General features: G+C 56.9%; 22 protein-coding genes. 12 read left to right on the top strand and 10 right to left on the bottom strand.

Features of this window, described 5'->3' with window-relative positions:
- The first annotated feature begins 285 nt into the window (after positions 1-285).
- Positions 286-1,044 (top strand): SDR family oxidoreductase, encoded by a 759-nt coding sequence (locus tag BK662_RS13195; RefSeq protein WP_123358419.1) that lies wholly within the window; start codon positions 286-288, stop codon positions 1,042-1,044.
- A gap of 217 nt (positions 1,045-1,261) precedes the next feature.
- Here BK662_RS13195 and BK662_RS13190 read toward each other — a convergent pair whose 3' ends face one another.
- From BK662_RS13190 to BK662_RS13170, 5 genes are all read right to left on the bottom strand, one after another.
- Positions 1,262-2,620 (bottom strand): MATE family efflux transporter, encoded by a 1,359-nt coding sequence (locus BK662_RS13190; RefSeq protein WP_123358418.1) that lies wholly within the window; start codon positions 2,618-2,620, stop codon positions 1,262-1,264.
- Between the two features lie 183 nt (positions 2,621-2,803).
- Entirely contained in the window at positions 2,804-3,220 is a 417-nt protein-coding gene (locus BK662_RS13185) for a nuclear transport factor 2 family protein (RefSeq protein WP_123358417.1), read from the bottom strand.
- Between the two features lie 90 nt (positions 3,221-3,310).
- Positions 3,311-3,931 carry an NADPH-dependent F420 reductase gene (locus BK662_RS13180; protein WP_123358416.1) on the bottom strand — a complete coding sequence of 207 codons (621 nt, stop codon included), beginning with the start codon at positions 3,929-3,931 and terminating at the stop codon, positions 3,311-3,313.
- 184 nt (positions 3,932-4,115) lie between these two features.
- On the bottom strand, positions 4,116-5,081 hold the full coding sequence (locus tag BK662_RS13175; protein ID WP_123358415.1) for an SDR family oxidoreductase: 966 nt from the start codon (positions 5,079-5,081) through the stop codon (positions 4,116-4,118).
- A gap of 52 nt (positions 5,082-5,133) precedes the next feature.
- Positions 5,134-5,769, bottom strand: a complete 636-nt coding sequence (locus tag BK662_RS13170; RefSeq protein ID WP_123358414.1) for an NADPH-dependent F420 reductase — start codon at positions 5,767-5,769, stop codon at positions 5,134-5,136.
- A 159-nt stretch (positions 5,770-5,928) separates the two neighbouring features.
- On the opposite strand from BK662_RS13170, the gene BK662_RS13165 reads away from it, so the two are divergent.
- The 6 genes from BK662_RS13165 (at position 5,929) to BK662_RS13135 (ending at position 10,020) form a co-directional block, all read left to right on the top strand.
- A complete protein-coding gene (locus BK662_RS13165) occupies positions 5,929-6,381 on the top strand; it encodes a winged helix-turn-helix transcriptional regulator (protein ID WP_123358413.1) in 453 nt (150 codons plus the stop codon).
- 253 nt (positions 6,382-6,634) lie between these two features.
- Positions 6,635-7,009 (top strand): hypothetical protein, encoded by a 375-nt coding sequence (locus BK662_RS13160; RefSeq protein WP_123358412.1) that lies wholly within the window; start codon positions 6,635-6,637, stop codon positions 7,007-7,009.
- Positions 7,006-7,206: a helix-turn-helix transcriptional regulator gene (locus BK662_RS13155; protein ID WP_123358411.1), complete on the top strand. Its 201-nt coding sequence runs from the start codon at positions 7,006-7,008 to the stop codon at positions 7,204-7,206. Before BK662_RS13160 ends, BK662_RS13155 begins: the two co-directional genes overlap by 4 nt.
- A gap of 185 nt (positions 7,207-7,391) precedes the next feature.
- Entirely contained in the window at positions 7,392-7,775 is a 384-nt protein-coding gene (locus tag BK662_RS13150) for a c-type cytochrome (RefSeq protein ID WP_123358410.1), read from the top strand.
- A gap of 938 nt (positions 7,776-8,713) precedes the next feature.
- On the top strand, positions 8,714-9,202 hold the full coding sequence (locus tag BK662_RS13140) for a GNAT family N-acetyltransferase (RefSeq protein ID WP_123358408.1): 489 nt from the start codon (positions 8,714-8,716) through the stop codon (positions 9,200-9,202).
- A gap of 299 nt (positions 9,203-9,501) precedes the next feature.
- Positions 9,502-10,020: a cysteine hydrolase family protein gene (locus BK662_RS13135; protein WP_123358407.1), complete on the top strand. Its 519-nt coding sequence runs from the start codon at positions 9,502-9,504 to the stop codon at positions 10,018-10,020.
- A gap of 178 nt (positions 10,021-10,198) precedes the next feature.
- On the opposite strand, the gene BK662_RS13130 is transcribed toward BK662_RS13135, so the two are convergent.
- On the bottom strand, positions 10,199-11,155 hold the full coding sequence (locus tag BK662_RS13130) for an AraC family transcriptional regulator (RefSeq protein WP_123358406.1): 957 nt from the start codon (positions 11,153-11,155) through the stop codon (positions 10,199-10,201).
- A 199-nt stretch (positions 11,156-11,354) separates the two neighbouring features.
- On the opposite strand from BK662_RS13130, the gene BK662_RS13125 reads away from it, so the two are divergent.
- The 5 genes from BK662_RS13125 (at position 11,355) to BK662_RS13105 (ending at position 14,813) form a co-directional block, all read left to right on the top strand.
- Positions 11,355-12,308: a diiron oxygenase gene (locus BK662_RS13125; RefSeq protein WP_123358405.1), complete on the top strand. Its 954-nt coding sequence runs from the start codon at positions 11,355-11,357 to the stop codon at positions 12,306-12,308.
- Positions 12,309-12,389: 81 nt separating this feature from the next.
- Entirely contained in the window at positions 12,390-12,812 is a 423-nt protein-coding gene (locus BK662_RS13120; RefSeq protein ID WP_123358404.1) for an MAPEG family protein, read from the top strand.
- 221 nt (positions 12,813-13,033) lie between these two features.
- Entirely contained in the window at positions 13,034-13,354 is a 321-nt protein-coding gene (locus tag BK662_RS13115; protein WP_123358403.1) for an isochorismate lyase, read from the top strand.
- Between the two features lie 76 nt (positions 13,355-13,430).
- Complete coding sequence (locus tag BK662_RS13110; protein ID WP_123358402.1) at positions 13,431-13,931, top strand: GNAT family N-acetyltransferase; 501 nt, start codon at positions 13,431-13,433, stop codon at positions 13,929-13,931.
- 321 nt (positions 13,932-14,252) lie between these two features.
- A complete protein-coding gene (locus BK662_RS13105) occupies positions 14,253-14,813 on the top strand; it encodes a lipid-binding SYLF domain-containing protein (RefSeq protein WP_123358401.1) in 561 nt (186 codons plus the stop codon).
- A gap of 112 nt (positions 14,814-14,925) precedes the next feature.
- Here the strand turns inward: BK662_RS13105 and BK662_RS13100 are convergent, their stop codons facing one another.
- From BK662_RS13100 to BK662_RS13085, 4 genes are all read right to left on the bottom strand, one after another.
- Positions 14,926-15,522: a LysE family translocator gene (locus tag BK662_RS13100; RefSeq protein ID WP_123358400.1), complete on the bottom strand. Its 597-nt coding sequence runs from the start codon at positions 15,520-15,522 to the stop codon at positions 14,926-14,928.
- Positions 15,523-15,573: 51 nt separating this feature from the next.
- Entirely contained in the window at positions 15,574-16,410 is an 837-nt protein-coding gene (locus BK662_RS13095; RefSeq protein WP_123358399.1) for an AraC family transcriptional regulator, read from the bottom strand.
- Between the two features lie 160 nt (positions 16,411-16,570).
- Complete coding sequence (locus BK662_RS13090) at positions 16,571-17,161, bottom strand: eCIS core domain-containing protein (protein ID WP_123358398.1); 591 nt, start codon at positions 17,159-17,161, stop codon at positions 16,571-16,573.
- A gap of 110 nt (positions 17,162-17,271) precedes the next feature.
- On the bottom strand, positions 17,272-17,967 hold the full coding sequence (locus tag BK662_RS13085) for a tRNA (adenine(22)-N(1))-methyltransferase (RefSeq protein ID WP_311196282.1): 696 nt from the start codon (positions 17,965-17,967) through the stop codon (positions 17,272-17,274).
- Positions 17,968-18,173: the final 206 nt, after the last annotated feature.

Raw genomic sequence — 18,173 nt, 5'->3', positions numbered from 1 at the left:
GCCTGCTCGCGATAGCGGCGGGTCAGCCAACATTGATGCTGAATGTACCGCCGCTATCGCGAGCAGGCTCGCTCCCACAAGTTGCGCATCTAAACTGACTGGCATTAGGCCAGAGGCTGGCAATATAACATTGCCAGCAGTGCAATTTTCCGCTCTTTTTGTGAACCAGGCGTTCTTTTACCCAATACCCCGATCGTCGCGCTCACTGCCATCGAACGCATTCCGGGTCTTTAATAGTTGCAGGATTTCAAGCCACCCCACCGCACACGCATCGGGAGACTAGTCATGAAAATCGTCGTCATTGGCGGTACCGGGCTGATCGGCAGACACCTGTGCAAAAACCTGCAAGACCTGGGGCATGAAACCCTGGCCGCGTCACCCAGCACCGGCGTCAACGCCCTCACCGGCGAAGGACTGCAAACCGCTTTGCAAGGCGCCGACGTGGTGGTCGACGTGGCCAACTCGCCTTCCTTCGAAGACGCTGCCGTGCTCGAGTTCTTCGAAACCAGCGGGCGCAACCTGCTCGCCGCCGAGAAAGCCGCAGGCATCAAACACCATGTCGCCCTGTCGGTGGTGGGCACCGAGCGCATGCTCGACAGCGGTTACTTCCGGGCGAAAATGGCGCAGGAAACACTCATCAAAGACTCAGGCATCCCCTACACCATCCTTCGAGCCACGCAGTTCTTCGAATTCATCGGGGCGATTTCGCACTCGGGCGTTCAGGAAGGCGACACCGTGCGCCTGACCTCCGCCGAGCTGCAACCGATTGCCGCGGTCGATGTCGCGATGGCGTTGGCGAAGGTCGCCGTGCAAGCGCCGAGCAATCAAACCCTGGAAGTGGCCGGGCCAGAGCGCTGGCCGCTGGTGGAATTCGTGCGCCTGTTTTTGCAACACACCAACGACCCGCGCCAGGCCCAACCAGACGACACGGTCCCCTACTTCGGCGCGCCAATCGATGACCATTCGCTCACGCCGGGAGAGCACCCCATCATCGGGCCGACGCGCTTCGAGAACTGGCTCAAGAGCACAATGCTGTTCACTTAAGAGCCTCTTAAGTCAGTGAGAAACCTGTGGCGAGGGAGCTTGTTCCCGCTTGAGTGCGTAGCACTCACAAAAATCGGCGATTGTTATCCGATTCTGGGGCCGCTACGCAGCCCAACGCGAGCAAGCTCGCTCGCCACAAAGGTAAGCATGACTGAAGCGTCTCGCTTAAGTGAATAGCATTGGGCTCAAGAGCAGCGCTTGATACTCAAACGAGGCCTTACACCAACCGTTCAATCTTCTGATGCTGCCAGACCATTTTGTAATACAGCGTCTGCAGGATCAGCATGCCCAGATAAGCCACCGGAAACGCCATCCAGACACCTTGCAGCCCGAAGCGCGCATCCAGCAGATACGCCACCGGCAACTGCACCCCGACCACGCAAACGATGGAAACCGCCACCGGTACCAACACCGTGCCGCTCGCGCGCATGATGCCGCCGACAATCGCCTGAAAACCAAACACCAACAGGCTCCAGAGCATGATGTGCAACAGGTGTTCGGCCATCGCCCGCGTGGAATCATCCGTGAGGAACAACCCCAGCAACCAGTGCGACAGCAGGTAACCCAACACCACCAAACCACCGGTCAGGCACACGTTGATCAAAAGCCCCGTGCGCAAAATCGGCCCCATGCGCTCGATGCGCCCGGCCCCGATGGCCTGCGCGCCGAGGATCGACGCCGTGATCGCAATCGACAGCGCCGGGAACTGCACGTAATTGACGATCTGCGTCACCGCCCCATACGCCGCCGTCGCCTGAGAGCCGTGCTGGTTCACCAGCGCCAGAATCACCAGCTCCGATAACGACAGCACCACCATCTGCAACCCGGTCGGCAGCCCGATACGCAACACCTTGCCGAGGATCTCCAGATCCAGCCGCATCGCCGCAAACATCTCCCGATCCGGCGCCAACGGATGCCCTTTGCGAATCAACCGCCACGCCAGCCACCCCATCGCCGACAAGTTACCCGCCAACCCCGCCCACGCCGCACTCTGAATCCCCATCGGCGGCAACCCCAACCAACCGAGAATCAACGCCGGTGTCAGCGTCAGCCCGACACACGTCGACACCACCAGCGCCAACAACGGCGACACCGTATCGCTCACCCCACGCAGCAACTGCGTGAACAACACAAACACCAGCAGCGACGGCAAGATCCACATCATCACATGCGCATACGCCACCGCATCGTCCAGCACATCCACCGGCGTGCCCAAACCCTGCAACGCCGGCCGGGCAAACACACTGCCCAACACCGCCGCCGCCAACCCGATCATCGCCCCCAACAGCAACGTCGAACCAGCGATGGCCTTCACCAAATGCAACTCGCGAGCGCCCCAGGCTTGACCGATCAACACCCCGGCGCCAGCGCCGAGGCCGATGACCAGGGCGATGAAGAAGAACACCACGGGGAACATGCCCGATACCGCCGCAAGAGCCTGGGTGCCGAGCATTTGGCCGATGTAGATGCTGTTGATGGTGCCCGACATGGATTGGAGGAAATTGGAGAGGACCATGGGGGCGAGGAATAGAAGGTAGGTTTGCCAGAGGGGATGTTGGGAGGTGGGGGTTTGCATTGAGGTTCCGTCTCGGGTGGGGACTGGCGTTTGGGAAATTCTACGCTACGGAACTGGGAATAACGCGCTCCTATTTTGCGGATTTGGGGAGCAGAAATAATGTCTGGTTTCGGCCCAAAAGCTGCCATTAGGTGAAAGGCTGTTCAAACGTGAATAGTGTCGTGTGGTATCGATCCCGATGGATCAGGGCCCGGAGCCCGCGTCTATCTCGCAGGCCCGTGCCAGTGCTTGTGTATCGATATACTCCCGGATGTTCGTCAATTTTCCATTTCGCACGGTAATGGCGAAGACCCAATCGTCCTCCCACGTTTTATTCGTGGCTTTGATTCTCCCCCTGGCGAAGCCGACGACCAGAACCCGGTCACCCTGCGCCACGTATTCGTGGAACTCCATGACTGATGTTTCCATCTTTTCGGAAGCCTTCTGAAACAGATCTGCCAATCCCGCGTGCCCACGATGTGTGCCAGCCAGCGGCCAGTCCTCGCCCGGAATGATCCATTCAATATCTTCGGAAGCCAGCGCTAGTAGATCTCGCCTTTCGCTGCGGCCCATTGCTGTAAAGAAGTCCTTAACAACCTGGACATTCTTTTTTTTGTTCATCGAAATCTCTCCGTTTCTCTCGCATCTGATCGCGTCCGTTCTAATCGGATGCCTTGTGGACCTGCCGGTGAGGGGCGTGGTGTCGGTGATTCAGCCGATATCGACGTTCAAGGCGATGTCCCAAGTGCCCGCGCCATTTTTTGCAAGGCCGATCATCATCAGGCCGAGCGCCTCAAGCGTCTGGGCCATGTGCAGGCCACCGACATCCAACGGACGCAGCCCGAGACTTTCGATGAACGTCGAGACGCGCGCCTTGGCCTCCGGATTGTCGGCGGCGATGAACGCGTCGAGGGGGCCGCCCTTGGCAAGGACGTGGCCAAAGAGGGTGTTGAATGCCTTCACGACATGTGCGCTGGCGGGGACGATCTTGGCGATTTCCTGCGCACCAGAACTGCCGGCGGGAGAGACGAGGCCCGTGAGGTCCGGAGAGGCTGTGTTGGTGATGTCGATGATCACCTTGCCGTCGAGCGCGTCCCCGTAATCGGCCACCACCGACGCCGCACCGTTGTACGGCACGGCGAGGATGACGATGTCGCCGGCGGGCGCGGCCCCGTAGGTTCCTGTGATCGCTCCGGCTGCGAGCTTGTCGGCCAGCGCCTGCGCCTTGGCGGGGTTGCGGCTGACCACCTCAACGGTGTATCCAGCTTTGGCGGTACGACTGGCGATCGCCGCGGCCATGCCTCCTGAACCGATGATGCTGATAGTGCTCATGTGTAATCTCCAAATGAGTTGGGGTATTGCCCGCAGTCTCTGAACGGGCTTCCCCCGGTTAGTATCCCGTGTGTGCCGGGCCGCATCCGCCTCCCTAATGCCATGCTCGGGTCGAACGGATCACGGCATCGCGACGTTGCTGTTCGCCGGGCTCGTTGCGACCCGGCGAACAGCCTCAGCTCACTCAAGCGGCAGGGAAGTAGTGGCCATTGTCCATATCGGCAAACAGGCCGGGCTGCATTGGTGTCCAGCCGAGCGTCTGGCGCGTGATATCGTTCGACGCCGGGGTATCCAGCGTCACCAAGTTCGCGAGGAAGCCGAAGAAACCCGGCCCCATCATTACGTCCGCTGGAATGGGCACGGCGGGAAGGTTCAGACGGCTGCCAATGGCCTCCGCGATCTCGCGGTACGGGATAGCCCCTTCGGCAACCGCATGCCAGGATCTGCCAGCGGGCCCCTTCTCCAGCGCCAGGCGGAACAGGGTAGCGAGGTCGCGGGCATGCACTGCCGCCCACCGGTTGGAGCCGTCCCCGGGGAAGCCAACGACGCCCTTTTCCTTTGCTTGCCCGATCAGGACCTGAAGGAAACCGGCCTTGTCGGTTGAGCTGTGCATGATTTCAGAAATGCGCACGACCGAAGACCGCACGCCCCGCTCTGCGAGACCGATTACGGTAAGCTCCACGATGTTACGAACCCGCAGGGAGCCCTTATATTGATCGCCAGCCGGAGAAAGAGCCGGATCCTCCTCGGTCGCCGGTCGGCTCTGGAGCGGCCCAGGAACCGGCCAACCCTCGTTAGTCGGCGAACCGATGCTTCCCGATACGACCAGCGGCTTTCCCGTTCCAGCCAGTGCATCACCGTATGCGAGCATGATCTGGACCTCCGCTGCGGCAACAGCGTCGATCCCGCCGACCGGAAGCAGGTCTTGTCTGTGCGCGACGTGGATCACGCCGTCGGCGGCTGCAGCCGCCTCCTTGAGCCCGTCGAGATCATCGAGATCACCGCGACGCACCTTTGCGCCGAGCGCAGTGACCGCCTCCGCCGCACTGTCCGAGCGGGCCAAAGCGGTGACCTCGTGGCCGGCGGCGATGAGGTCGGAGATGATGTACGGACCGGAATGGCCGGTCCCGCCAGTGACGAATACGTGCATGTTGGTGCTCCTTGTAAGTGATGGGATGCGAGAAGTGGTGCTACAGATGCACTCAGCCGAGAAGGCTGACGCCGATTGAGAAGTTGGTGTGTTTGACGGAGTGGGTGATGAGGCCCAGCGAAAGCAGGCAGGCGTGCTCCAGCGTTCGCGCCATGATCAGCGGCCCGGTGTCCATCGGGCGCAGTCCGAGGCTCTCGATGAACGCCGAGACACGCGCCTTCGCCTGCGCGTCGTCCCCGGCGATGAACACGTCCAACGGGTGGCCCTCGACAGGACCGGCAGCCAGGACGTGGGAGAAGTGGGCGTTGAACGCCTTGACGACTTTGGCGTCGGCAGGGGCTGCTTTGACAATTTCCTGTGCGCCGAAACTGGTCTCAGGGGTCACAAAGCTTGTGAAGCCAGGGGCGACGGGGTTGGTGATGTCGACAAGAAGCTTGCCTGACAGTTCTTCGCCGTATTGCTTCACCACGTCGAGTACGGCTGAGTAGGGAACCGCCAGGATGACAATATCCCCGGCCGGGGCTGCGCCGAACGTTCCTGTCGTAGAGCCGGCTCCGATCTGCTCGGCCAGCGCCCGCGCCTTGGCGGCGTCACGACTCATCACCTCGACGGTGTGTCCGGCTTTGGCGGCAAGGCCGCCGATCGATGCGGCCATGCCACCTGAGCCAATGATGCTGATAGTGCTCATGTGCAGTTTCCTTACAGATAGGGGGTGATCATTCAAGGACTGCCGACTCGATCCGGCGACTGCGTTCAACCTACGACCCATGCTGGTCGCTTCACTTGCAAAAAGCAAGTGAACTGCAGGAATTTACTTGCACCATGCAAGCAATGCTAAGATCCGGCCATGAAAACACCATCCAAAGAAGACGTTCGGTCCCATTGCGCAGTGAACTATGGCGTGGAGATTTTCGGCGACCGGTGGTCGCTCTTGATCATTCGCGACATCGTTTTTGTTGGTAAGAAGACGTATGGCCAGTTCCTGAAATCGGAAGAAGGAATCGCGTCTAATGTCCTTGCTTCCCGCCTTGCCTTTCTTGAGGGTCAAGGAATTCTCTCGAAGGCACCCAACCCCGACGACAGGCGCAAGGATTTCTACACGTTGACAGAGAAAGGCCTGGACCTCATTCCCATCGTGCTCAACATCGTGCTTTGGAGCGCGAAGCACGATTCGAAGTCGTACGCACGGGACCTCGAGGAGTTCGTTACCCGATTAAGTCAAAGCCCCACGCAGGTGAGCGAAGAGCTGAAGGCGCTGGTCCGCAATGGCGGATGTATGTTTCCTGAGAGCAAGGAATGAGCACGACGGCAAGCGCCGCCCTGTCACGTTGCACGAACTGTGCGCACTCACCACCGGCTACAAGGTGCAGCGAATGGCGCAGGCATAAATCGGCCAGAAGCTGACGCCCATTGCAATGGGAGATCGACACGTGACTCGGCACTACCTGTCGCAGGCCACTCCGTCCCAACTCTCCCCCCAATGTAAAGCAAGCTTTACATCCACGAAGGCATCGCTGAATATATAAAGGAGCTTTTACATCAGGGAGGATGAAATGAAACGGTACTATTACGAATTGGGCACCGCGTTGGTCCTGTACTCGATCGCGTTGATCGCATCGCAGATCCTGCTACAGCGTCTGGAGCAAGCAGATATTTCTCTACGCGCGGCGATCGCGCTGACCCCGGTAATTCCTGCCAGCCTGATGTGTTGGGCCATCGTCCGGAACTTTCGGCGCCTGGACGAAATGCACTTGCGTATCCAGTTTGAGGCGCTCGGCTTTGCTTTTGCTGCCTCCGCGTTGCTAACTTTCAGCTATGGCTTTCTGGAAAATGTCGGGGCTCCGCATATCCCATGGCTCTGGGTTTGGCCAGTGATGGGGCTTATGTGGATTATCGGTCTCAGAATTGCGAGACGCCGCTATCAATGAAAAACACACTGAAAGAGCTTCGTGCCGAGCGTAAATGGTCACAGGTTGATTTGGCATCGAGACTGAATGTCTCGCGGCAGACGATTAATGCGATCGAAAACGGCCGTTATGACCCTAGCCTTCCACTGGCATTTCAAATCGCGCGAACATTTCAGTTGCCCATCGAAAGCATTTTTGACGATGAGCTTTCTGGTTAGGGTTAATGCCTTTTAAGTCGAATGCTGCCGCGGGTAGACGGCAGCGAGCCCAAGCTGCGCAGAACAACATTGAAAAGGAGTTCGAATGAAGTTCAAATGTTATCGAGAGAATTGAGTGCTGCAGTGGCAACTCCGGAGTTTGCCCTCGATTCAGATCTGACTTATACAACAAGGCCACATGAAAAATGAAAGTGAAAATATTATTCATCGCTTCGCTAGGAATTTTATCGCTAATTCAAACATCACTATCCTTCGCGGATAATGCCAATGGGAAAAATCTCTATTTACAGAGATGTACCATGTGTCACGGAATAGATCTCAAAGGAACAGGACCATTGGCTAATAAAAGCAATCCTCCTACACCTGACCTTACAACATCCACTTTCAAAAAACGACTAAATGATTATCCGGGCGTTATTGTATCATCGATAATACTTCGTCCAAATGGAGACTTGATTCCAAAAACTTTGCAAGAGAATGGTATAAAACTATCACCGTACGCTTGGAGGATTAAGGATCTGCGCGATTTAAATCAATACATGAGTGGTGTGATTTCAAAAAATCGATGATTTTGAGATGAGAGACACGCACAGAAATCCAAGAGCCATTTCAGGGTTGATTACAAACAAATTATTCAGCGAAGAACTGATGAGATATTAGACATGGTCTGTGGCTCTCGCTGAATTTTCTTCAAACTTTATAACTTAACGCCCCGACAGGATTAATGTTACTGAGCCAGTCGACCTCTCGCGGGCACATCGCTGAACAATCTCGGATAATCACAGCAGCCACCTTCGTAGACGGTCACCAGGTAATGGGTCTGCAACAGGGGTTGGATTGATTTCGCTGACCTCTGGAACTTCCGGTGCGACAGACACGTGGATAAACCATGGTAAAAAATGGACGATCGAAAATCTGGGAGGCTGGAGAATGAACTCACTTAAACTCGTCATGGGAGTATTGACCTTAGGCTTTTGGCTTTCTTCATTTTTTGTCTGGAAGTACTTTGATTCTCACGGACTGAGAACGCCGGATCTTCAAAGTGGAAAAATCTACCCGCTGAATACGCACGGGTCGGTTGTATATCTAACGCTCCATGAGCATTACTTTTTGTACGGTTTGATCATCGCTAGCATAGTGTTCTTCCTACTCAGCGTTGTCTTTTATTTTGTTGGGAGCAAGCGACCATAGTTTGTTCGTCAACATTGGGTTTGGTGATCTAAATCAGTGACGCACGAGAAAGTGCGCAGAAGTACTCAGAGTGTTGGTGCCTATCGATTTTGGTGAGCACCATTTCGGTTCTTGGGATCTTGGCAGGTTAGAGAGGCCACCCCTTGGTACTTTCTGGTCGCTATCTGCCAGGTATTGATCGACAGCTTTGGGTCGGTTGCAGCCCTTCGAGACAGGCAGCAATCGGCCATTTACGGACATGCCATTACTTTCCATCACCCTGCGCTAGCCTTGGGACTCAGTTAAAGTACTGACTCATGGAGCTTAGAGACGAGCAATGAAACTGAACCACAGGCCGGTAAAGGCTAGCGACGTTAAAATGATCTGCGGCTTTCCTCAGAACGCTCAAGAGTTGTTTTTCATGTTTCCGAAGGCGCACTTCCCGCTAACGGAAACGCAGCTGATTACCGCGATCTCCCAACGCTTCGACTCTACCGTCTTCGAGTTCAATGGGACTGTCGTTGGTTTTGCCAATTTCTATCGAGCTGAACGAAATGGTGTTTGCTGTATCGGCAATGTCATCGTCTCGCCGAGCGCTCGGGACAAAGGAGTGGCCACGTTTATCGTAGAGACGATGACCGGCTTGGCATTCGAGCGTTACGGAGCCAACGAGGTGCAGATTTCCTGTTTTAACGAAAACACGGCAGGGCTGCTGCTCTACCCCAAGCTTGGGTTTGTCCCTTATGCCATTGAGGAGCGATCTTCTTTGGGAAACGGCCGATCGGCCCTCATACACATGACACGCATTAGAAGCTCGACAGGTTGAATACACAGTCGATTGCGACCCTGGATGACAGGCATAAATCGGCCAGAAGCGGACAATGATCGATACTTCAATCAGTCTTCACGCTCGTAGTGCTCACTTGCCAACCCGGTACTGCGCAGCTACTGTCGATTCCATGAATCAATTACGAATTGCCTTGACCACGACTACCACGACCGCCAGAGGCGGGTCGTGAGAGGTGTCGTGAGCCAATAACGCACGAACTTCAAAGGCCCGCCAGTGATGGATAGGGCCTTTTCTTTTGCCCTTGTGTCGCTGGCCAAAACGCAGGGAAAAGCACTATGTATGCATTGTTGATTCTTGATATGCAGGTTGGATTGTTTCATGGCCCGGATAAGCCATGGGCTGGTGAAGCGTTGCTAGACACGTTGAATAATCTGTTGAGTAAAGCCCGGAGTGCAGGCGCACCCATTTTTCTCGCCCGCCACATTGGTCCACCTGGTTCACCAATCGAGTCTGGAAGCCCGTTGACACAACTGGTGCAGGAACTGGCGCTGCACGGCGACGAAGTGATTTTCGAGAAAAGTCGTCCCAACGCCTTCACCAAGACAACCCTGGCCGATCAGCTACGGGCTTGTGGAGCTCAGGGTGTGGTCATTGCCGGAATGAAGACCCAATACTGTGTCGACAGCACCTGCCGCGCCACACGTGACCATGGATTCGATGCAGTGCTGATCGCCGATGGCCATACCTGCACAGACACCCCTGCCCTGAAGGCCGAAGAGATTGTCGCTCATCACAATGCGACCCTCGCGGGACCATTCTGCCGTGTCGTACGCGATGAGGACTGGTGTTTCTAGTCGCCATAGACAGACCGGCCCGAGTCAGGCCGATCTGTCCGCCTTGGGTTGTGGATTCAACCGGTCGACGCAACACAACTAAATTCTGTGTAAGCAGAAGGAGTGTTGCAGAGCGGCGGAGTAAATGAAAACGGGCGCCTGAGTGGCGCCCGTTTTTGTGTCCGCGCACCGGACCGTTTCACGCTGATTGTCTGCGCCAAGTACCGGGGGATGTGCCGAACTGGCGTTTGAATGCGCGACTGAACGCAGCTTCAGATTCGTAGCCAACGGCAAAGCCGATTTGCGCCACATTACCGCGACCTTCGCGCAGCTGTTGAGCCGCCACATGCATGCGCCAAAGCGTCAGGTATTGCATCGGTGGCTGTCCGACCAATGCCGTGAATCGCTCCGCGAATACCGAGCGCGACATGCCCACTTCAAGCGCCAGGGCTTCTGCAGTCCAGCCCTCGGTTGGACGAGCATGGAGCAGCGCCAGTGCGCGCCCGATATGCGGATCTCGCAAACCCGCCAACCACCCGCGCCGCTCAGCGGGGAGGCTCGCGACATACTGGCTGACGGCTTCGACGAATAGCAACTCGGAGAGCTTGGCGATGACCGTTGTCGAGCCGAGGCGCCCCGCCGCAATCTCACTGACAGCGAAACGGAATGAGCTTTCAATCCAGGCTCCCGAAGCCGTCGCGCGCAAGTCTAATTTCAATAAGGATGGCAGCGACGAAAGCAACGGACTGAAGGGGGTTTCAGAGCCGAGGAATCCGCACAATAGCTGCGTGACCTCGCCGCCCCCACCGTACTTGATTCGTGAAATAGCGCCGACTTCTGGCGGCTGAATAACTTCGCCCGCCGGCATGGGCGCAATGCTCAGGTCGCTGCCAAATGAATGAGCGTCATTGTGAGGAAGCAGAACGAGTTCGCCTGCCCGCACGTCAATGGCGGCACCACCGTCGACTTGTAATTGCATATGCCCTGCGGCGACAAAATGCGACGCAATGATATGTCGAGGTGCCTCCAGGAACGGTTTGCAATCGTCCGCAGAGATTCTTCCCTTGATGCACCAGGGCGCAGTGAATTCCGACTCGAGGAAGACCCCTCCAGACAGCCGAATTACACGCAATACATCAGAAAACGCATCCAACAATTGCCAGCCCTCCTTTCCGGAGTCCTGAGCATGTAATCAGGCGCACTGGTCATTCATCGCCTGAACGGCGAGGCCTAGATTAGCACCAACGCGGACTCAATGATCGAGACGATCCCCAGATGCTTCACCGCTGGTCATGGGCTCCGACGTTAACCGTAATTGCCCCATTCCAACTCGACCCGGCAAGCAGGAGATCGATATGAACACCGTTGCTACCATGCCCAGCTCAGATTCGGACAACGCCGACCGTTATGCTCAACTTGTCAGATCATCGAAGAAAGCGGAATGGCAGATCGATCGTGATTTGCTACAGGACCGGAGTTTCGACTTCTCGCGCAAATTCTTGCCCGACGGACTGTCGCGGATTGACCGCCTGACCTTTCTCGACGCAGACGAGGCGCGCCTGCTCAGTCAGATTCAGGGCCGAACCTATGCGTATATCTTTGGCTTGGTCGAGCGTTTTATCAGCGCCAAAATGCTCGATCAAGGTCGAGCCCATGTCTTTGACGATCAACTCGCACTCGAAGCACTGGTGCGCTTTTCCAATGACGAGATCAAGCACCAGGAGCTGTTCCGGCGCATGGAGACGATGATGGGTTCGCAATTGCCAGCGGGATATCGTCAAGTTGCCGATCCAAACGATGTGGCGCGCTCGGTACTTGCGGCCAGCACCTGGTCGGTGCTCGCGCTGACCTGTCATATCGAGCTGTTTGTTCAGGCGCACTACGTGCAAAGCATCGCCCCGCGTGAGGAGTTGTGCCCGCTATTCAAGGATGTTTTCAAGTTTCACTGGAAGGATGAAAGCCGGCACGTCGTGCTCGATGAACTGGAGTGGAAGGCGGAGCACGCGAAACTCTCGCCAGCCGAGCGCGACCAGGCAGTGAACGATCTGATTGCGCTGGTGGCGGCCGTCGATGGAATCCTGCAGCCACAATCGGCATCCGATGCCGACTACTTTATTTGCAATGTTTCACGATCATTCAGTGTTGCTGAGACAGCGCAAATCAAAGCCTGCGTGCTGAGCGCCTACCGCTGGCAATACATAATCTCGGGCGTGCAGCATCCACACTTTGGCCGGCTGCTTACGCACATGACGACACCCGCACAGATGTCCACGATTCAGACCGCACTGGCGCCCATCATGAGCAATTGATCAACTGGGGCGGCCGACTGTGCGTCGGCCGCGCGGCTGTGGGATGACGTGCTGAAAATGATTTATCGAGGCTGGGCAGCCATGACAATCCCGATGTGGATGTTGCTTGGATTTGCGACCTGGACTTTGCTGCTGTTGATGGCAACTGTCGGGGTGTATCGCTGGGTCAGAATCTTGTTCTTGAATGTTCCGATTGCCTCTTTCCGATGCGATCAGGTCGAAGGCGAGGATTGGTATCGGCGTGGGATTAGAGCACACGCGAACTGCGTGGAAAATCTGCCTGTCTTTGGCGCCATCGTGTTGGTGATTTCAACCCTTGGTGTCGACGCCCCTGCAGTGAGCTACTTGTCCGTAATCGTCCTGATTGCCCGCGTGTGCCAGTCTCTGGTTCACGTATCCCATGTGCAAACCAATACGTTCGTGGCGGTTCGGTTTACCTTCTTTTTCGTTCAGTTGGTCTGTTTTCTCGCGCTCATTGTTATAGCCGCCAGTTATGGCGTATGAATTTCTTAAATAGAGGCCAAAAGCGGTCACTCGGTATCGAAAGGACTTTCTCGCAAAGCAAAACAATTTTTGACTCTAAACTGACAAGCAAAAGAAGGTTTCCTGGCCTATTGCGCGACCCCATTAATGGCGTCGACATCCACTTCGTCCGGGTTTGCTCTGCGACTCGGAACGCTTTACCGTTACTCATGACCCATGATTAGCCAACCGGAGTCCCTGACATGGAAGTTATCAATCGGTTGCAGCCCGCAGAGTGTGAATGCATGGAGGACATCCGATGCGAAATCGATGCCCTTGATCAGGTCGTTATCAAGCTGTTGGGCAAGCGTTTTCACTACGTGCTGGCGGCCTCGAAGTTCAAGACCTCAGCGACTCTGGTACGTGCGCCGGAGCGTTTCAAGGCGATGCTGGCGACACGTCGCGAGTGGGCCGAGGCCGAGGGCTTGAGCCCGGATGCAATCGAGAAGATGTACAGCGACCTGGTTAACCACTTCATTGCCGAAGAGATGAAACACTGGGCGGCTCATCAATCCGAAAACTGATTCTGGTGTCCGGGTTGTCTGCTTTGGGTTTTGTATTCAGTTACCAAGTAGTTCTACCAGAAAAGGGAAAAACCCTATGAAGCCCGTCAGAATTCGTACCCTACAAAGTACTGACGCTGAGGCGTTGCTGGCATTTGAACTGGACAATCGCGAGTGGTTCGAGCGTTTCATTGACGCGCGCGATGCTGCTTTTTACTCGTTGCAGGGCGTCACCGATCACATTGCGGCTTATTTGTCTGATTTGGCCGCCGGAATCTGGCACCCATTTGTCATCGAAGATCCTGACGGAAAAATAGTGGGTCGAGCGAACCTGAAAGGCATCGACATGCCCGAGGGGTCGGCAGAAGTCGGTTATCGGATTGCTCAAAGCGCTTGCGAACAGGGACTGGCAACGCTGGCGGTGAGGCATTTGATCCAGGAGGCGCAGTTGCATTGGAACCTTAAACAACTGGTTGCCAACGTATACGCAGGAAATATCGGCTCGGCAAAAGTACTCGAACGGTGTGGCTTCTTGATCGATCCTATATCCCGGCAAGAAGGGACAGAGCATGAATATCGGTTTGATCTTTCGATTTAGATGATTGAGAACGAGCACCTTGTGTCCGTTTTTTTTACAGTTGCCTGCTGCGGTTTTTGGTACGCCTCAGTTTTCCCGTTACCTGCGACATTCTACAGAACTAACAATAGTCTCCAACGACGAACCCGGCTGATACACAGAGGTCAAAGCAGGTGATGACGTCGCCAATGAGCAAAGGCCTTTAGCCTGCTGCATTCAAGGCGAAGTCAGTAGCTCACATACTTTAGGGTGCGCCGGATAAATTTCAGCAGGCTCGGATTCTGCCGAGGGGCAGGTGCTGACTGCTGCTCACATCCAATGCTCCCGTATCGGAGTACTAAAATGACTCAATCAATGCGGTTCTTCCTATCGATCGTCCTTGCGACAGCTTCACTGGCATCGGCGAGCTTCCTGAACACTGCGGGTGCGGCAACTGCCGAGGATCTGGATGTCGACTCTCGGCAAGCGCTGCAAACGCTCTACAAGTCCACGCCATCTGCTGAAAACATTTCGCACAAAGCCAAAGCGATTCTTATCTTCCCGAAAATCATCAAGGCGGGCCTTGTGTTTGGCGGCAGCTATGGCGAAGGCGTGTTGTTGAAGGACAAGAAAGTTGAGAATTACTACAACTCCGTAACCGGGTCATGGGGGCTGCAAGCCGGCGCCCAGTCATATGGCTATGCGGTTTTCCTGATGACCGACAAAGCCGTCGACTATGTACGTAAAACCAAGGGTTGGGAAATCGGCGTAGGCCCCACCGTTGTCATGGTTGATGAAGGGGTGGCGAAGAATCTGTCCAGCACGACAGTGAAGCACGATGCCTACGCGTTCATTTTCGACCAGCAGGGGTTAATGGCCGGGATCAGCATCGAAGGCACCAAGATTTCCCTGATCAAGCGCTAAAACCGGTCGTTTGGCGCATGGATGCGCCAGTCCCATACAGGCGCCCTCTTCACTACTTTGAGCCAGGCAGGGTCTCAGCTGCTGATTAAAGCACCCTGCCCTGGCAATCGGCCTACACCAGCACGGTCAACCAGGCCGACACCAGCAGCAAAAAAGCCAATGCAGTGTTCATGCGTTTGAACGCCTGTGGTGAACCAAAAGCTCGAGCACTCCCCACGCCGAGCAACGCCCACAGGGTCATGCACGGCAAGGAGACCAACAGAAACATCAGCGACAACACCACCAGCTGCAGGGTCTTGTCGCCGCCACCGACAAATACGCTCACCACCGCCACCGCCATCATCCAGACTTTGGGGTTGACCAATTGCAGACTGGCGGCACCGAACACGCTGAGACCCTCATCGCGCGGGGTGGTCGGGTCCAGGGATGGCGGCGCGCTTTGAAAGATTTGCCAGGCCAGCCAACTCAACCAGAGCACCCCGGCCCAGGCCATTGCCTGCTGCACACGCGGAAACCGCAGCAGCGTTTCGCCCACGCCGAGCCCGACTGCAAACACAATCAGCGCCGCCGCCCCGCATGCGCCAAAGATGATCGGCAGCGTGGCACCTAGCCCCCGCCGCGAACTGTGGCTCAATACCAGAATATTGGTCGGCCCCGGGGTAATCGAGGCAACGAACGCAAACAGGAGGAAAGGCAGCAACGATTCCATGGCATGGACTCCTTTATAAATTAGGAAACCATGGTCGCGAATCAGCGGGATTCAGTCTGGAAGGTTTGAGCAGCGCTTGCGGTAATCCGCTGGCGTGAGCTGGTAGGCACGGCGGAACCAGCGCCCCATATGGCTTTGATCGGCGAACCCAAGCGCACTGGCCACCTGCGCCGGCGACTCGCCCCGCGCCAGCAGCTGTCGCGCCTTGGCCAGGCGCAGCTGGATCAAATAAGCATGAGGCGCCAGCCCAAAGGCTGCCTTGAAGGCCCGCGTCAGGCGAAAGCGATCAACCCCACAGGCTTGAGCCAGATCATCCAGCCCGATGTCTTCGTAGACATGGGCATGCAAATAGTCACGCGCAACCTGGGCCACCCACGGCAGGCGCGGATCAAAGGCCTGACGCTTGCGCCAATCAAGGTGGCAAGTGAGCGCCCCCAACAAGGTGTCGATCGCGCTCTGGCGCACAATGCGCAAGTCGCCCTCATGGAGCGCGTGGAAGGCTTGAAAAATGGCAGTGGCCAGGCGCGGATCCTGGCTCAGGGTGTCGGCAAAACCCGGCTGACTATTGGCCGGCGCGTGCTCGAACAACGCGTGCAACTCCCGCTCCAGCCAGTGCGGATCGAGGTAGAGCATGGAATAGGTAAACCCCTCCTCGGTCGGTGCATGCCCATCGTGGATCTCCCCCGGCTCCAGCATGAATACCTTGCCCGGCGTACTGAGGTGGCGAACGCGCCGGCAATTGAACTGCTGCACCCCCTGCTCGGTGACTCCCACCAGAAAACTGTCATGCCAATGCGGATCGTAGGCATGCCCCTGAAAATGGGCACGAATCGATTCAATCCCGGTATCGGCGTCCTGGGACAGCTCAATCCAGTTGCGTCTATCCACGGAAGGCTCCCTAGGTCATGGTTCAGCGTTGATCTGTGCGGACGACTAAATTACCGCGCAATGGAAAAGAACGTTTAGAAGATTTGTGCAGATCGGTTGTTAACACGATGCCATAAAACCACTGCCTTCTACCTGTAATGACAGGCAGCTTCGCTACCCTTCAGTGAGCCCCTTCCCGCACCAACCGCCTGACCTCAGCCTGTATGGCATAAGCCGGCGCCTCCACAGCATTGAAGTCTTGTGTATACCGCTGGGCGAATCCTTCTACTCCCCATTCCTGATACTGCTGCACATGCTTTAGTTCGTGGGCCCAGAGCGCGATGTTCTGCTCTGCGGATTGAGCGTCCCGGAAGAGGATGATGTCGACCAGCGTCACGGCACCGACATCGGGGTTTTGCAGCATGGCAGTGGCGGCGTTGAACTGGCCGTCGTCGCTCACTTTGTAGCGCGCGGCATCGAGAACGCTGGGGTCGTACCAGCGCAGCAATTGCTCGCGGATGTGCGGTGGAATGGGTTGGATACCGGCGCTGGCTGCTTCAGCGCGGGCTTGGGTCAGCCACCGCGCCAGGGCAGGTGCCGCGACCTGGTAGATGCCATCAGGCAGGGGGAGCGATCCCACGTCCGGCAGGCAGATGCAGCCGTCCAGGCACACTTGTTTCTCACCCGCTGGGCAGTCGCTGTTCTGGGCTGGCACTTCAAGCGTCAGGCAAAGAACAAACAGCGCCACCAGGCGCGTGGTAATGGGCGGCATTGGGTGCTCCAGGGACGGACGCAGCGCGAACAGTGGGTCACAATTGATCGACGACCCGGCATAGCTTTAGCGTAGTCCCGAACCAAGCGCTTCCAAGATAATCGCAGTGCTTAAGCCAGCAGCTCGGTGATCCACCGGGCCTGCCGGGTGAGGTCTTGCACCTTCTCTTCCGGCACGGCCTGCCGCGCCCGGGCGAAGTTGGCCAGGGTCTTCTGCTTCTGGCGCAGCATGCGCTGCCACTTGTCCAGGAACGCCGGCTTGCGTGCCTGCATCTGCAGCGGGCCGAAGTAAAGCTCCTCGGCGCTGTACATCACCGGCCCGTCGCGCTCGACGACGATGATCTCGTAGTAGAAGCGATTTTCCCGCAATACCTCCTCGCAGAGGATGCGGTAGCCATTTTCCATCAGCCATTGGCGCAGTGGCTGCTCGCCGCCGTTGGGCTGCAGGATCAGGCGCTCCTGGCCGCTCAGACGCGCCTTGCCGCTGTCGAGGATGTCGCGGATCGTCTCGCCGCCCATGCCGCAGATGCTGATCGCCGTGATCCCGTCGCCCGGCTCGATCGCCGCCAGGCCATTGGCCAGGCGCACGGTGATCCGCTGGTCCAGGCCGTTCTCGCGCACAGTGCGTTCGGCCGAGTGGAACGGCGTCAGTGCCACCTCGCCGGCCACCGCCGCCGCGATGACGCCACGGCGCATCAATGCCACCGGCAGGTAGCCGTGATCCGAGCCGATATCGGCCAGGCGCGCACCTGCTGGCACATGTGCCGCCACGCGTTCCAGGCGCATGGATAATGTCTGTTCGTTCAACTGCAGTTCCTATTCACCACGAATGTCCGGCACCTTTGGCATTAGTGCGAGCGGCCCATCATGCTAGGTGAGAGAGGCAGGGTAAAGTGCTGGCGCGGGTTGTGTGATCGACTTCCGTGCGTCGTGCCTTGGGGAAGATAGGACATCGGCCAACAGTAGTCCTTCAAATGGGCCCGCGTGTTGCTGACCGTAGCACCTCGCATCAA

The organism is Pseudomonas frederiksbergensis, assembly GCF_003732275.1.
Lineage (GTDB): Bacteria > Pseudomonadota > Gammaproteobacteria > Pseudomonadales > Pseudomonadaceae > Aquipseudomonas > Aquipseudomonas frederiksbergensis_H.
This window is presented reverse-complemented; position numbering and strand designations above follow the sequence as displayed.

Bases quoted from the DNA above. Each gene is read 5' to 3' on its own strand.
- BK662_RS13195 (WP_123358419.1), top strand. From the start codon at position 286: ATGAAAATCGTCGTCATTGGCGGTACCGGGCTGATCGGCAGACACCTG.
- BK662_RS13190 (WP_123358418.1), bottom strand. From the start codon at position 2,620: ATGCAAACCCCCACCTCCCAACATCCCCTCTGGCAAACCTACCTTCTA.
- BK662_RS13185 (WP_123358417.1), bottom strand. From the start codon at position 3,220: ATGAACAAAAAAAAGAATGTCCAGGTTGTTAAGGACTTCTTTACAGCA.
- BK662_RS13180 (WP_123358416.1), bottom strand. From the start codon at position 3,931: ATGAGCACTATCAGCATCATCGGTTCAGGAGGCATGGCCGCGGCGATC.
- BK662_RS13175 (WP_123358415.1), bottom strand. From the start codon at position 5,081: ATGCACGTATTCGTCACTGGCGGGACCGGCCATTCCGGTCCGTACATC.
- BK662_RS13170 (WP_123358414.1), bottom strand. From the start codon at position 5,769: ATGAGCACTATCAGCATCATTGGCTCAGGTGGCATGGCCGCATCGATC.
- BK662_RS13165 (WP_123358413.1), top strand. From the start codon at position 5,929: ATGAAAACACCATCCAAAGAAGACGTTCGGTCCCATTGCGCAGTGAAC.
- BK662_RS13160 (WP_123358412.1), top strand. From the start codon at position 6,635: ATGAAACGGTACTATTACGAATTGGGCACCGCGTTGGTCCTGTACTCG.
- BK662_RS13155 (WP_123358411.1), top strand. From the start codon at position 7,006: ATGAAAAACACACTGAAAGAGCTTCGTGCCGAGCGTAAATGGTCACAG.
- BK662_RS13150 (WP_123358410.1), top strand. From the start codon at position 7,392: ATGAAAGTGAAAATATTATTCATCGCTTCGCTAGGAATTTTATCGCTA.
- BK662_RS13140 (WP_123358408.1), top strand. From the start codon at position 8,714: ATGAAACTGAACCACAGGCCGGTAAAGGCTAGCGACGTTAAAATGATC.
- BK662_RS13135 (WP_123358407.1), top strand. From the start codon at position 9,502: ATGTATGCATTGTTGATTCTTGATATGCAGGTTGGATTGTTTCATGGC.
- BK662_RS13125 (WP_123358405.1), top strand. From the start codon at position 11,355: ATGAACACCGTTGCTACCATGCCCAGCTCAGATTCGGACAACGCCGAC.
- BK662_RS13120 (WP_123358404.1), top strand. From the start codon at position 12,390: ATGACAATCCCGATGTGGATGTTGCTTGGATTTGCGACCTGGACTTTG.
- BK662_RS13115 (WP_123358403.1), top strand. From the start codon at position 13,034: ATGGAAGTTATCAATCGGTTGCAGCCCGCAGAGTGTGAATGCATGGAG.
- BK662_RS13110 (WP_123358402.1), top strand. From the start codon at position 13,431: ATGAAGCCCGTCAGAATTCGTACCCTACAAAGTACTGACGCTGAGGCG.
- BK662_RS13105 (WP_123358401.1), top strand. From the start codon at position 14,253: ATGACTCAATCAATGCGGTTCTTCCTATCGATCGTCCTTGCGACAGCT.
- BK662_RS13100 (WP_123358400.1), bottom strand. From the start codon at position 15,522: ATGGAATCGTTGCTGCCTTTCCTCCTGTTTGCGTTCGTTGCCTCGATT.
- BK662_RS13090 (WP_123358398.1), bottom strand. From the start codon at position 17,161: ATGCCGCCCATTACCACGCGCCTGGTGGCGCTGTTTGTTCTTTGCCTG.